Origin of the sequence: Collinsella phocaeensis (assembly GCF_900119895.1) — a bacterium.
Taxonomy (GTDB): domain Bacteria; phylum Actinomycetota; class Coriobacteriia; order Coriobacteriales; family Coriobacteriaceae; genus Collinsella; species Collinsella phocaeensis.
In genome coordinates, this window is the sequence record NZ_FQLR01000003.1 from 305,145 (window position 1) to 319,337 (window position 14,193).

12 protein-coding genes are annotated in these 14,193 nt (G+C 65.5%); 1 reads left to right on the top strand and 11 read right to left on the bottom strand.

What is annotated here, in order from left to right; translation table 11 throughout:
- Nucleotides 1-248: 248 nt before the first annotated feature.
- The 9 genes from BQ7355_RS01955 to BQ7355_RS01995 form a co-directional block, all read right to left on the bottom strand.
- The gene (locus tag BQ7355_RS01955) at nucleotides 249-1,340 is read right to left on the bottom strand and encodes a polysaccharide deacetylase family protein (protein ID WP_143761665.1); all 1,092 of its coding nucleotides are present in this window, start codon (nucleotides 1,338-1,340) and stop codon (nucleotides 249-251) included.
- A 545-nt stretch (nucleotides 1,341-1,885) separates the two neighbouring features.
- Nucleotides 1,886-3,280: a polysaccharide deacetylase family protein gene (locus BQ7355_RS01960; RefSeq protein ID WP_072414677.1), complete on the bottom strand. Its 1,395-nt coding sequence runs from the start codon at nucleotides 3,278-3,280 to the stop codon at nucleotides 1,886-1,888.
- Between the two features lie 49 nt (nucleotides 3,281-3,329).
- On the bottom strand, nucleotides 3,330-4,097 hold the full coding sequence (locus BQ7355_RS01965) for a hypothetical protein (RefSeq protein WP_072414678.1): 768 nt from the start codon (nucleotides 4,095-4,097) through the stop codon (nucleotides 3,330-3,332).
- Complete coding sequence (locus BQ7355_RS01970) at nucleotides 4,098-4,469, bottom strand: YtxH domain-containing protein (RefSeq protein WP_072414679.1); 372 nt, start codon at nucleotides 4,467-4,469, stop codon at nucleotides 4,098-4,100.
- A gap of 116 nt (nucleotides 4,470-4,585) precedes the next feature.
- Nucleotides 4,586-5,323 (bottom strand): cyanophycin synthetase family protein, encoded by a 738-nt coding sequence (locus tag BQ7355_RS01975; protein ID WP_240307289.1) that lies wholly within the window; start codon nucleotides 5,321-5,323, stop codon nucleotides 4,586-4,588.
- A 69-nt stretch (nucleotides 5,324-5,392) separates the two neighbouring features.
- On the bottom strand, nucleotides 5,393-6,793 hold the full coding sequence (locus BQ7355_RS01980) for a hemolysin family protein (protein ID WP_083581429.1): 1,401 nt from the start codon (nucleotides 6,791-6,793) through the stop codon (nucleotides 5,393-5,395).
- Nucleotides 6,794-6,939: 146 nt separating this feature from the next.
- Complete coding sequence (gene trhA / locus BQ7355_RS01985; protein ID WP_205407540.1) at nucleotides 6,940-7,731, bottom strand: PAQR family membrane homeostasis protein TrhA; 792 nt, start codon at nucleotides 7,729-7,731, stop codon at nucleotides 6,940-6,942.
- Nucleotides 7,732-8,038: 307 nt separating this feature from the next.
- Nucleotides 8,039-9,241 (bottom strand): DUF362 domain-containing protein, encoded by a 1,203-nt coding sequence (locus BQ7355_RS01990; protein WP_072414680.1) that lies wholly within the window; start codon nucleotides 9,239-9,241, stop codon nucleotides 8,039-8,041.
- A gap of 239 nt (nucleotides 9,242-9,480) precedes the next feature.
- On the bottom strand, nucleotides 9,481-11,025 hold the full coding sequence (locus BQ7355_RS01995) for a Mur ligase family protein (RefSeq protein ID WP_072414681.1): 1,545 nt from the start codon (nucleotides 11,023-11,025) through the stop codon (nucleotides 9,481-9,483).
- Nucleotides 11,026-11,501: 476 nt separating this feature from the next.
- Here BQ7355_RS01995 and BQ7355_RS02000 point away from each other — a divergent pair, with 476 nt between their 5' ends.
- Nucleotides 11,502-12,146, top strand: coding sequence for a hypothetical protein (locus tag BQ7355_RS02000; protein ID WP_143761667.1), 645 nt, complete (start codon nucleotides 11,502-11,504; stop codon nucleotides 12,144-12,146).
- On the opposite strand, the gene BQ7355_RS02005 is transcribed toward BQ7355_RS02000, so the two are convergent.
- Nucleotides 12,143-12,664, bottom strand: coding sequence for a hypothetical protein (locus BQ7355_RS02005; RefSeq protein WP_143761669.1), 522 nt, complete (start codon nucleotides 12,662-12,664; stop codon nucleotides 12,143-12,145). The genes BQ7355_RS02000 and BQ7355_RS02005 overlap by 4 nt on opposite strands.
- Nucleotides 12,665-12,907: 243 nt before the next feature.
- Nucleotides 12,908-14,092 (bottom strand): FprA family A-type flavoprotein, encoded by a 1,185-nt coding sequence (locus BQ7355_RS02010; RefSeq protein WP_072414684.1) that lies wholly within the window; start codon nucleotides 14,090-14,092, stop codon nucleotides 12,908-12,910.
- Nucleotides 14,093-14,193 lie beyond the last annotated feature (101 nt).

Sequence of the window (14,193 nt, forward strand, 5' to 3'; positions counted from 1 at the left end):
TTCACCTGTCGCCCTTCTCGTGACCCTGCGTAAAACAAAGAACGTCTGCCGCCCTAAAGCCGCAGACGCTCTTTACTATAGCATCCCCTGTGCGCCCTGCACGCACGGTCGCGTAATCCCTGCGCAAAGACACGGTCAAGCCGGACGGACCGAGCCCGTCAGACCTCTTGCGAAAGCATGGCCTGCGCGACCGCACGATGACGGCGCCCGCAGGAAGACATCCCCCCATGCCGCACGGGCGCGCTCCGCTACGCCGCGGGCAGGACGGCGCCTTCGGGCATCTTCACCGCTCCCTCGACGACCTCGCGCGGAAACCTGCTGTCCGTGGCCATAAGCTCGGACACCGTGACCAGCTCGTAGCCCTGGGCGCGCAAGCCGTCGATGATCGCCGGAAGCGCCTCGATATCCTGGTCGCGATTGCCGCCGCCGTCGTGCATGAGCGCGATGGCCCCGTTGTAGGCGCCGGACAGGACGCCGTCGACGATGGCCTGCGCCCCGGGGCGCTTCCAGTCCAGCGTGTCGATGTTCCACAGCACGTTGCACGAGATGAGGTCCCCGGCGCGCGCCCACTCCACGTCCGTGAACGCACCGTACGGCGCGCGGATCATCTGCGGACGGGACCCGACAGCCGCCTCGATCGCGTCGAAGGAAGTCGAGATCTCGGAGCGCAGCGTATCGCGATCGCAGTCGGGCAGATTCATGTGCTGATTGGTATGGCTTGCCAGCTCGTTGCCGCCGTCGAGCACCGCCTTGGCAAGGGCCGGCCGGCCGACGACCTGGGACCCCAGGTTGAAGAAGGTCGCCTTGGCGCCCTTCTCCGCCAAGATGTCGAGGATGCGCTGCGTATAGCCGCTCGGCCCGTCGTCGAAGGTCAGGGCGATGTACTTGCCCTCACCCTCCGGGTGCACGTTGAGCGATGACACGACCATGTTCTGCGCCGGCTCGAGCACCTCGCGGTCGACCTGCTCGCCCGAGACCTCACCGGTCCACACCGTCTTCTTGCCGGCGCGCCCCCACTGCGAGACGAACTGGATCGCCCCGCCCGCCTGCTTCTCGATCTGCGGGGCGACCTCGACGGTCTCCTCCGTATGGCCCTCTTCAACATCGGCGCCGGGGCCGACCTCGATGCTCGACCCGTCGCCGAGATGCTCGGACGTCCAGGCATCCGCCGCCACGGACCGGCCGTCGAAGGTCACCGTCGCGCGCGTTCCGCCGTCCTCGGTGATGACGTTGCCGCCGATCGAAAGCAGGTGCCCCGGGGCGACGCCGAAGTAGCCGTTGTCCTCCAAGAAGCTGTCGAGCGGCGTGCCGATGCGGACGCTCGTGCTCGCTCCATTCACCGTGACCTGGACATCTCGCCAGAAGAACGCGTACCCCGCGCCAAGGCCGAAAACGAGCAGGAAGCCGAAAGCGATCAGCGCTGCGCGCAGGCCCGAAGCCGAGGTACGGTGACGGGGAGCCGACTGCCCGACCGCAGCCGGGCGTGCAACCCGAACGCGGACGGGCTGCTTGGCGGGATGCGCGCCCGAAGGCCCGCCCTGCACCGCCCGTGCGTGCGGTTTCGCGCCCGGACGCGCACCGGACGCGCCGTTCGGGCGAGCCGCCGTCTTCCGGGGCACGCTCCGCTGCCGCCGATCGGAAGGCTCCGTCTTGTGCGTCCCCGCAGAGTCCGAAGGCCGAGAGCCGCTCGCGCGCCGCTCCGGACGCGCGCCCGAGGGCGCCGTCCCCCCATCGTTCGATTCATCCACCATTCGCTGCACCAACCCGTTCTTCCAACGCGCATGCGGCGCGCATCGCGTCGAGCTGAATCTACCAACTTCGCCCGGCCTCGAATCCGACGGTCGGCACTATGACTGAACCGTCATGTGATGCCGGGTGCCACCGGCTATTCCCCGGCATCGTCCCCGTCGCTCGCGAGCTCCGGAAGCACGGCCCCATCGGGCATCTTGACCTTCGAAAGGCTGACCTCTTCCGCAAGGTCGGGATCGCTTGCGACCAGCTCTCCCACCGAGACCACGCGGTACCCCTCTTCCCTCAACCGACTCAAAAGCTCGGGCAATGCGGAAAGCGCCTGCTCGCCCACCGCGTCGCTGTCGGTCAGAAGGATGACGTCCCCGTTGCCCACTGAGCCCATGACGTTTTCGACCACGGTGTCGGCGCCTTGGAGCTGGTAGTCGCCCGAATCGATGTTCCACGTCACCACGGCGCTCACCAGATCCATGGCCTCGGCCCAATCGGTGTCGGAAAACAGCCCGAACGGCGGGCGAAGCAACGCGGTTGCGGAGCCGGACACCTCCTTGACCGTGCTGAAGCCCTTCTCGATCTGATCGCGCAACGAGGAGCCCGCGAGCTCGGTCATATCCGTATCGGCGTACCCGTTCGCGCCGAGCTCGAAACCGGCCTCGGCGATCGCAGCGACCGCGTCCTCGTGTCCTGCGACATGGTCGCCCTGCACGAAGAACGTCGCGCCCGCCCCCGCTTTGCGCAGAATGTCGACGATGCGCTTCGTGTACGTGCTCGGCGCCTCATCGAAGGTGAGCGCGACGACCTTGCCGTCCTCAGGATTCACGTTGGATGCGCGCACGACGCAATCCTGAACCTCGGTCACCACGCCGCGGTCCTGCGTCTTGCCCGAGACCTTGCCGACCCAGATCTCCGAACGCCCGGGAACGCCCCAGGTCTCCACGTATTTGATCGGGCCGGAGCCCTTTACGGTCAGGGTCGGGGCGATCTCGGTCGCCTGCACCTCGTGCTCTTCGTAGATGTCGCCGCCCGCACCGATCTCCAGCTTCTCGCCGCCGAGAAGTTCGGTCGAGGCAAGGTCGCCCTCCGAGACGCTCTTGCCGTCCAGCTTCACGGAATACCGCTCGCCGCCGCGCTTCTCGAGCACGGAGTCATCGACTGCCAACAGGTCGCCGGCACGATAGTCGAGCTCTTGATCGGCGATGAGCTGCTCGACCGTGGCATGGATGCGCACCGAGACCTCGGAGCCGTTGAGCTCGACGGTCACGCTGCGGTTGATGTACCACACGACGCTCGCAAGAAAGAGCAGCAGCGCGCACCCCACGGCGATCATCGCGTAGGGCCGACGCGAATCGCGCCGGCGGGGAGCGCGGTTCGGGCGCCCGGGCATCCTGCGGCCGAAGCCTTGGGAGTGACGCAGGTACTGCACGCCCGGCCTGTGCACGCGCCGACGCTGCGCCGAGGGCAGATGCGTCGTGTCGCGGCGGCAGTGCGGCTTGTTGGGTTTTGGCGTAAAGGAGGTGGTGTAGTTCAGCAATGGGTCTCCCTTGATCCGGAACAATCACCCGGCTAGGGAGACTGTACCATCACTTCTTCTTGCGCACCGAGGCGGACTTCGCCGTGCCGGCGGCTTTGCGGTATTCGCTCGCGAACGACTTGAACATGCCCTTGGTCTTGCCGAGCTGCCTACCGAGCGCGCGGGAGCCCTTGTCGAGGGCCTTCGAGCCCTTGTCGTCAAGAACCGCCGCGCCCTTCTTGACCTTCTCGGTGGCGACGACGGTCACCTCCGCGGCTTTGGCGGCGGCTCCGCCCGTGAACTGCAGCCCTTTCGTCTCGTCCGAGACAACCATCGCGCCGTTGCGGTAGCCGCGCAAATACGCCACGGGCATCTCGAGATTGCCCACCAGCGCCGAGCTGGCGCTGCTCGCCGTGAGCACGAAATGGTCGACCGCTCCGGTCTTGCCGTTGAACGAGGCGTCGACGCACCAGCCGATCTTTTCGCCCGACTCGGTGAGCACGTCCATGCCCGTCCAGATGAGGCAGCGGTCGAGGTCGATGCCGAGGCGCTTCGCCGCGGGCGCGTCGAAGTTCTCGCGGACGTCCGTCACCGCGAACGTCCCTTCGTAGACCGTGAGGGCGTCGAGGGCGACGAACCGGTCCTTCTGCTTGATCATACCGGCGACGTCGGGAAGCTTGACCATGAAGCCCACGACACGCGTCCCATCGGGGATGAAGACAGGGAAGTGCACCCTACCGAGGCGCTTGGGCTCTCGCGGGGCGCCGTCCTTGTCGACCGCCTTGTCCTTGGCGGGCGCGCGGTATACCCGCACGCCCATGAGATCCCGTGCGAGCATCTAGGCCTCGGGAGCTGCCTCGGGGGCGACGGACTCGACCACGACGTCGGCGGCGGGGGTGACCGAGCCGGTGGCGATGGCGTCGTTCAGCTGCTCGCGCAGCTGGTCCATGCGCTCGCGGGCCAGATCGACCTTGGCGCGGAGCTCGTCGGTCTTGGCGTCCATCATCGGGCCGAAATCGCTCGCGGCGGCGCGGGCCTGGTCGACCCCCTGCTCGTACATGTCGCGGGCGGAATCCCAGGCGTCATTGGCCATATCCGCGGCCATGGCGCGGGTCTCGGCGCCGGAGCGCGGGGCCACCAGGATGCCGATGATCGTGCCTGCGGCTGCACCGAGCGCGGCACCTGCGACGAAACTGAATCCCTTGCCCATACTGCTCCTCCTTGAGAGTCTTGGTACGCATAAGTTGGTTCATTATACCCACCGTGGCGCACGGGCGCACCGCGGGGCGAAAAGGCCGGCCGCCGCAGACGCGCGGCCCGCCCGGGCTAATCGGAGATGGCCTCCATCCGCACGGTCGCATCCGGATCGAGTGAAGCCGGCTCGAATGCGGCCTGCACGCCCTCGGCGGCCGCTCCCCCAAACACGGGAGCGACGTCCGCGACGCGCTTCGCGGGAGGATTGCCCGGCAGCGGGGCGCGCGGGCGGACTCCCTCGGTGTCGATGCGCGCGGACGGCTCGAATGCCGGCTCGACCTGATCGACGGCCTGCTCGGGCGCATCGGTGGCAACGGGGGCCTCCTCGCCCTCTCCGCGCAAGGTGAGCACGAGATGGCGCAGGGCGGTAACGGTGCCGGGGAAATCAGGCGCCGGTGCGTCGGCGTGCAGATAGGCCCAATCCATCATGAACGCGGCAGAGGAAAGCGCCCCCACGGTCAGCGCGTCATCGGGACAGGAGAGCTCGATGTCGAAGAGCCGCTCGTCGCCGGGAACGGAACGGGTTCGCCCGCACGTAACGTCATCGGCCAGGCCGGTCTCGTTCATGATCTCGACGGAAAGGTGCTCCAGCAGATGGGCGAGCTCCGTGTCGCTCATGCATTCCTGGAAACGCGAGCCGGCGTCGCCCAGGCACAGGTGGTCCGCGATGGCGGGGGCCAGGTAATAGACGCGCGCGGTCGCCTCGATGTCCTCAGAGGTCCGCACGGGCATATTCGGGTTGACCAGGACGCGAGCGCGCAGCTTGTCGGCCCCGATCGAGATTTTCATGATATTGAACAGCTCTGCCATGTCACTCCTATCTTCACGGCACGGGCGCCGTCTCGCGGCGAAACGCCTGCGGGCGGCGACGAGGGCGCGCTACGCCTGCTCCTCAGCCTCGCGGTCCGTCGGACGCAGGAACACGAGGCGGGGCTTGTCCGAACGATCGTCGTCCTCGCCCTCGCCCGCCTCCGCCATGGCCGCGAGCTCCTCCTCCGACGGCGCCGTCACGCGGACGAGCGAGATGCGCTGCCCGCGCATGGACTGCACCTTGAACTTGTACCCGTCCTTCGCGAACACCTCGCCGATATCCGGAACCGAATCGCAGGTATCCATGATCCAGCCGGCAAGCGTCTCGTAATCGTCGCTCTCTTCGATGGGCCAGCCCATCTCCTGCGCGTCGTCGCAGCTGAAGCGACCGTCGACGAGCCATTCCCGGCGCGACAGCCGGGTGAGGTACTTGTTGTCGGGATCGAACTCGTCCTCGATCTCGCCCACGAACTCCTCGACGATGTCCTCGATGGTGATGATGCCGGCCGTTCCGCCGTACTCGTCCACCACCACGACGATCTGCTCGTGCGCGGTCTGCATCTCGGAGAGCAGCGGCAGGATGTCCTTGGTATCGGGCACGAAGGTGGCGTCGCGCATGTGCTCGCCCACCGGCGTGACGCCCGCCCCGTCGAGCATGGGCTCGATCAGATCCTTGATATGCGCGATGCCCACGATGCAATCTTGGTCGTCGCGGTAGATGGGCACGCGCGAATAGCCGGTCTCGCGCATGGTGGCGAGAACGTCGGAGATCGGCTCGGTGTCCTCGCACATCGTCACGTCCACGCGGGGGACCATCACCTCGCGGGCGACCGCATCGCCCAGATCGAAGACCTCATGGATGATGCGCTTCTCCTCATCGAGCAGGGTCTCCTGCTCGGAGATCATGTACTTGATCTCCTCTTCGGACACGTTCTGGCGCTCGTCGCCGCTCTTGATGCGCAGCAGGCGCGCGAGGCCGTTGGCCGACGCCTGCGTGAGCCACACGAGGGGGCGGGCGACGTGGCGAAACACATCAAGCGAGCCCGCGACCTGCTTGGCCACGCCCTCTGCGTTCGCGAGCGCGATGCGCTTGGGCACCAGCTCGCCCACCACGATGGACAGATAGGAGACGATCAGGGTGATGAGGACCGGAGCCAGGCCCGGAGCGATCGCCGTGAGCGGGGCGATCCCGAATCCGGACAGCCACGAGGCGAGCGGGTCGGAGAGGTTCGTCGAGGCGACGGCGGACGAGGCGAATCCGACCAAGGTGATAGCGACCTGGATCGTGGCGAGGAAGTTGCCGGAATCCGCAGCCAGCGCGGCCGCCTTCGCAGCCCTCCGGTCGCCCTCCTCGGCGTCACGCTCGAGCATGGCGCGCTTGGCCGTGGTGAGGGCCATCTCCGACATGGAGAAGAAGCCGTTGACGACCGTAAGAACAAGGGTCGTGATGATGCTGATGGTTATGTCCATGGGGACGGTTTCGAACCTCCAGATACGAAACGATGAGACGGAAGGGCGGGACGGACGGCGTCACGGGAACCGCACCCTTTTGGCACGCCGACCGCTTCACGCCAAGGAGGCATTCCCCATGGCGCGACCGCAACGGCTTACGAGACCTAGATCACGAAGAGGACCACCGCCAAGAACTGCAGGACGCTGCCGGCAAGCACCCACACATGGAAGATGCCGTGCATGTAGCGGATCTTCTTGAGGACATAGAAGACGGTTCCCACGGTGTAGCACACGCCGCCCGCGGCGAGCAGGATGAGCGCGGTGGGGTGCAGCAGCTCCAGGAGCTGGGGCAGGCGGAACACCACGAGCCAACCCATGACGAGATAGATGGCGACCGTGACCCAGCGGGGCTGGCGCTCGCGCATGAACGCTTCGAACAGGATCCCCGCGACGGCGATGGCCCACACGGCGATGCAGAGGGGAACGCCGCCGGCGTCAGCGAGCGTCACCAGGCAGAACGGCGTGTAAGAGCCCGCGATGAGCACGTAGATGCAGCTATGGTCGATGATGCGAAAGATGCGCTTGGCACCCTGGGGCGCAATGGCGTGGTAGAGCGTCGACGCAAGGTATTCCAAGATGAGCGAGATGCCGAACACCAGCGCACTCGCGAGCGACGCCGGATGCGAGCCGTCGACGGCGGCCTTCACGATCATGATGACGAGGGCGGCGACAGCGAGGGCCGCACCGATTCCATGCGTCACGGAGTTGACGATCTCTTCGCCCAGGGTGTATTGGGGGATCGCATGCTTGCGCACCGCGTCGGCGGCGCGCCTCGCCGTTGAACCGGCAGCCTGAACAACGCGCTGCGCCCGCGATGCCGCGTCGGCGCGCGCTATGGGCGCAGGGGCAGCCGCGACATCGGGTCGCGGCGTGAGACTGTCACTGGCGTCAGGCATGGCTTTCGGTTCATCCTCCAAAAAAAAGATTAGACTGTCCGGAACTATAGCAGAACCCGCGCGAGCGCGCATGTGCGCGGAGCACGCGGGTTCGTGAATTAATCAATCGGCGATGCCAAGAACTTAACGGTATGCAGACTGCCGGCGCCTGGCCCAGCCGCATTTTGGGGACCGTCTCCAAATCGGGGCGGGCTCGGGGGAAAGCGCGGTTTTCCAGGTACCCCAGGTTGCCGCAAAGAGGAGGACGCGCGCCTTGCGTGCAGCGCCCGGCGTTTGAGCGGCAAGGCGGGCTACCTGGAAGCCGCAGCTATTTGACCTCGATCAGCTCGTATGAGCCCGTGCCCAGCCCGATCTTCTCGGCGTGCTCGATCATCGAGCGCCAGTTGGTGTCCGGATGCGTCATGTTGAAGTGATCGTGCTCGCAGCGCTCCGGCACGCCGTCGCCCGCCTCGAGCTTGGCGCGCATCTCGGTGAGCTCGGTGTTCGGCATCGCCGGCATGGCCAGCGCCGCATCGATGCACGCCTGGTCGATGGCGACCGGGTCGAAGCTCGCGAACATGCCGATATCGGGCACGATGGGCGTGTCGTTCTCCGCGTGGCAGTCGCAGTTGGGGCTCACGTCGATGGCGAGCGAGATGTGGAAGCTCGGGCGGTCCTGCACGATCGCCTGCGTGTACTCGGCGATCTTGTAGTTGAGCACGTCGGCGGCGGCATCGTAATCGGGCTCGATGGCGTCTTGGTTGCACGCGCCGATGCAGCGGCCGCAGCCCAGGCACCGATCGTGGTCGATGCGCGCCACGGGCGACTCGACCACGCGGCCGTTCTTGAGCGTGCGCTCGCGCGTGCTCGGGAAGCTCACCGCACCGTGCGCGCAGATGCGCTCGCAAGCGCGGCATCCGATGCATTTCGCCTCGTCGACGCTCGGCTTGCCTGCCGCATGCTGTTCCATCTTGCCCGCACGGCTGCCGCCGCCCATGCCGAGGTTCTTCATGCAGCCACCGAAGCCGGCCTGCTCATGCCCCTTGAAATGGGTGAGCGAGATCACGATGTCAGCATCCATGAGCGCGTGGCCGATCTTGGCCTCCTGCACGTACTCGCCATTCTTCACCGGGACGAGCGTCTCGTCCGTGCCCTTGAGGCCGTCGGCGATGATGACCTGGCAGCCGGTCGCATAGGGCGTGAAGCCGTTCTGGTAGGCGCAGTCGATGTGCTCGAGCGCGTTCTTGCGGCTGCCCACGTACAGCGTGTTGCAGTCGGTGAGAAAGGGCATGCCGCCCAGCTCCTTCACCACGTCGGCGACGGTGCGCGCGTAATTGGGACGCAGGAAGGATAGATTGCCCAGCTCGCCGAAGTGAATCTTGATGGCGACGAACTTGTTCTCGAAATCGATCTGCTCGATGCCGGCGCGCTTGATGAGGCGGCGCAGCTTGTCGAGCTGGCTCTCACGACCGTACGTGCGCAGGTTGGTGTAGTACACCTTCGAAGGTGCGGCGGTGGGTTCGGCAGACATGGCCCCTCTTCTCTCATAGGTCATCAGGCGATAACCGTATGGTAAGCCCTGGCGCAGCCCTCAAAACAGGCAACGCGGCGCGCTCGATAAGAAACATCCCACATACCCCCCTCCCGCCACGCGCACAGCCACATGTCCGCGGGTAACGAGCGAGACCCGCTCGTCCGGGCAACCCAGGAGAGCAGGCCTCGTATGCAACATGCGGCGGAACCATGCGGCCGACGCTGCCGCCCGGCGCGTCAGGAGAGCTCGGCGAGCGCGCGCTCGAGCACCGGCCCGTCGGCCTCGCAGGGCTCGGCGCCATGACGACGCAGCATCCGGGTCTCACGGCCCTTGCCCGTAACGATGACGAGAGCACGGCCGGCCGTCTCGCGCACGGCGGTTCGGATCGCCTCGGTACGATCCATCTCGATCCGCCAGTTCGTATTGCCCTCGGCCTCGACGAAGCGCGCGATGGTGGCACAGATATCCTTCGGGTCCTCCGGACCGGGATCGTCCTCGGTAATAACGATCCGGTCGGCGAACTTGCCAGCAGCCGCGCCCATGGTCTCGCGACGGTCGACGCCCTTGCCGCCCGTCGCCCCGAACACCACGGCGAGCTCGCGGTCGGGATAGTTCTCGCGGAGGTCTCGCAACATCGTCTCAAGACTCATGCCGTTGTGGGCGAAGTCCACGACGCCCAGAATGCGACCGTCGGCGCTGGGATACAGCTCCATGCGCCCGGGAACGCGCAACCGCTCGAAACCGTGAACGATCGCCTCCCGCTCGATGCCCAGGCCCTCCGCGCAGGCGATCGCCCCAAGAGCATTGGACACGTTGAATTTGACCGGCGTCGCCACAAGGATGTCCTCGGTGAAGCGCGGGGTGCGCACGCAGGCGACGATGCCCCGGTCGGTGTGCCTCAATCCCCCGGCGAACACGTCGGCTGCGTCATCGGAAAGCGAATAGGTGATCACGCGCTCGCATCCCGCCGCATGGGCGGCGGCGAGAACCTCGTCGACCCGGTCCATATCAAGGTTGACCACGGCGACGCGACTCTGCGCGAAGATCTTCAACTTGCTCGCGAAGTAATCCTCAAACGTCGGGTGTTCAATGGGCGAGATGTGGTCCTCGCCGATATTGGTGAACGCGCCTACGGCGAACTCGACGCCGAGGGTGCGGTCGTACTTGAGCGCCTGGCTCGACGCCTCCATCACCACATGCTCCATGCCGCTGGCGGCGGCGTTCGCAAGCTGCTGCTCGAGGACGAACGCCTCGGGCGTCGTGAGCTTCGATGTGCCCCAGTTCTCCCCGTCATCGAACTCGATGCTCGAGAACAATCCTGCCGTGCGCCCGCCGACGAGACGGGCATGCGCATCGAGCACGCTCTTAAGGTAGTACGCGCTCGTGGTCTTCCCCTTGGTGCCGGTGAAGGCGCACACCTTGACGCGACCGGAGGGGTGATCGTACGCGGCATCGGCCAGCAGGCCGAGCGCGCGGCGCACGTCGTTCACGAGCAGGCAGGGCACGGGACGGCCCGCGTCACGGCTCACCTCGTAATCGACTTCGGAAACATAGGCGACGGCGCCCGCCTCGATGGCGCCCAGCAGGTACTCGCGCTTGAACGCGGCGCCCTTGCACACGAACAGCGTGCCCGGGCGGGCCATGCGAGAGTCATCGGTCGCGAATGAGACGTCGATGGCGCCGGCGGGGGTGTCGGGGGACGACGACGTCAGCACGCCGCCGGCGCGCAGCACGTCGATGTAGTGCGACAGCCGGCAGGCTATCTGGGATGCGAGGGCCATGATGCTCCTTGTCCTTGACGCGGGCGGCGGGCGCCCGCGACCTTGCAGCGACGATGGCACGACGGCGCGGCGCGGAGCCCAAACTTGGCTCCATGATAGATTCTCAAACGGAGCGCGAAGCCCAGAAGACCCTCCTGCCATGCCTTCCACACCGGACGCCCGCGGTGCGAGGCCGAACGGCAGCGCGCGCCAAAGGGGACGTACCCTTTTGGCGCGCGCCGACCCGCATCGAAAACGGCCTCCGGCCGCGGAATCACGCGCAGCGAGCGGCACGGGCTCGTATACCTTATACATGGAAACCCGAGAGAAGCGAGACGTTCATGCAGACAGCAGGCGAAGACAAGAAGAGCAAGCCGCATCGCAAGGCACCCAACGCCTTCGTCGTTCTCGCAGTCATCTTCTTGGTCGTCTTCGCCGTTCGCCCCCTAGGCCTCATCGCGGACCTTCACCCCCTGGAAGCGTACACGGACACGGGCGTGCACAGCTTCGTCCCCTACGACATCGAGAGCGAAACGCGACGCGAACATTTCCGCTATAGCGGACGCACGCGCACCTTTACCAAGTACATGGTGGTCTATAAATCTGATGACGGGCACGAGTACAGATGGACTGACGACCATGAATACTCGTCTCATACCGAAGCGGAAGAAATCGTTCTCAGGGGCACCCCCGTTGACAAAAAGGTCTTCACCGTGGCCGACGGCTCATACGTCGTCGACGATACCGACCAAACCCCCGCAGACTACATCGAGCACGCCATCGTGACCAACGGCGCGATCTCTCTTGCGGCCTTCGTGCTCCTGCTCGTCATTTTGCGGCCATGGATCAAGCGCAACTTCCTCGCCCCGGACGCGCCGGTCTGGACAGCCGATCGGGTCAAGCAAGGTGTCGCCACGCCGCTCATGATGGCGGGCATCATAGTCGCAGCATTCGGCATCCTCGACTTGACCTATGCCTTCGATGCGCTTCTTGGGCCGTTTTTGCCGTCGCGCCTGAGCCATGTGCTGTTTGACTCGCCTGCGGCCAGGCCGCTCGTCATCGCTGCGGGAATCGGCCTGTTCGCCCTCGGCGTGCGGTGGGGCAACCGATATGGATCCAGCGAGGACGCCGAAGACGCCTAGAGCGCGTCCTGTTTTTCAGATGAATCCTCGTCCAGGGACTCCGCGGCGGCATCCGAGGGATCTCCTTGGCCGAACAGCCAGCCGGTGAGCAGCCCCACAAGCGGCATGAGCCATCTGGCGAGCATCGGATAGGCTGCCGCCAACACCAAGAACGCGAGGAGGTTGCCGCTCAGCAGGACAAAGACCATGGGCAGGGTGAAGATGAAGATGGCGGCACGGCCTGCAGTGCTTTTCCACATATGACGCAGATAGATGACGCCGGAGTGCCAAAGAAACGCGAGCATAAACATCGCCCATCCGCTAAAGAGCGATAGACCGATCGCAGCGAGCAGACCGTCCGTCTCGATGAACGGTGGGGTCACGTTACCCCAATCGTCGACACGGGGCTCCATGCAAAACGACCAGCCCCAGGCAAAACCCATGACGCCGGACGCGACATCGATGAGGCACCCGATCTTGCCGGCGCCGCGCCGCAACGACCTGCCGAAAGAGAAGTCAAACTTCGTCGGTATTCCCATGCTCATCCCCCGATCGCCTCCGTTCGCGTCCGGGCCCCTGGCCGGAGGGCCACTATCAAACGATACGGTATGGAGAGAAGCATATTGCTGCGACCCCGTCGCGAGTAGATTGAGGCCAAACGGTCCAAAAGCCGCACTTGAACGGGATGCGCCAGAAAAAATGCGCCGGCCCGAATCCGGACCGGCGCGCAAAGCAGTCGCGATGAGAAACCCTTCGGGCAGCCGCGGGTGCCGGGCGGCACGTTAAGCGCGGGCGTCCTCGATGACCTGCTTGACCGTGGCCTGCAGCTCGGCGAGGTCCTCCTCGGAGGGAATCCACTGCTGGGTGATCACAGGGACGGGGAGGTTGAACTTGGCCTTCTCCATCTCCTCGTACACCTGCTTGGGACCGAGCGGGGCCCAGCCGTAGGAACCGAACGCCAGGCCGATGCGCTGGTCGTTCTTGGGCGACAGGCCGCGCATGTAGGTGAGGAAGCTCGCCACGGTGGGCAGCATGTTGGAGTTGAGCGTGGGCGAGCCGATGGCGACGTAGCGGGCGTCGCACATGTCGGTCATGATGTCGGAGATGTGGGTCGCCTTGACGTCGACGAGCTGGGCGGAGATGCCCTCGGCGATGAAGGCGTCGCAGATCTCGCGCGCCATCATCTCGGTGGAGTGCCACATGGAGTCGAAGACGACGACAGCCTTCTCCTCGGTCTTGTAGGCGGTCCAATCCTCGTAGCAGGCGAGGATCTTGTCGATGTGGGAGCGCCAGATGCAGCCATGGCTGGGAGCGATCATCTTGAGGTCGAGGCCCTTCACCGCGGCAAGCGCCTTGCCCGCCTGCATGCCGTACGGCCACACGATGTTGGCGTAGTACTTCTTGGCCTGCTTCATGATCTCGCATAGGTCGTTCTCGTCATCGAAGCGCTTGGTGGTGGCGAAGTGCTGGCCGAACGCGTCGTTGGAGAACAGGATCTGATCGACATCGGAGTAGGTGACCATGTTGTCGGGCCAGTGGACCATGGGCGTGGTCACGAACGTGAGCGTACGCTCGCCGATGCAGAGGGTGTCGCCGCTCTTCACGGGCGTCGCCTCGATGCCGAAGTGGGCGTAGACCTCCTTCACGCCAGCGCCGGCGGAAGCGTAGATCTGGGCGTTGGGGGCGATCTTGTGGATCACGGGCAGGGAACCGGAATGGTCCATCTCCACGTGGTTGGTGATGACGACATCGATCTTGGAGGGGTCGACCACCTGGGAGATGCGCTGAACGAGCTCGTTGGAGAACGTGGCCTTGCAGGTGTCGATGAGGGTGATCTTCTCGTCCATGATGAGGTAGGCGTTGTAGGTGATGCCGGCCTCGGTGGTGTAGCCGTGGAACAGGCGCTCGTTCCAGTCGATGCCGCCGACCCACCAAACCTTGGGCGAGATCTCGATCGCGTTGAGCATGTTGAATCCTCTCTCACAAGTTCATGCTGCTCAGTACCTGCAAAAACAGGTGTTTTTCGCGTCACATGATAGCACGCGGCGCATGCCGTGCGGAAAGCATC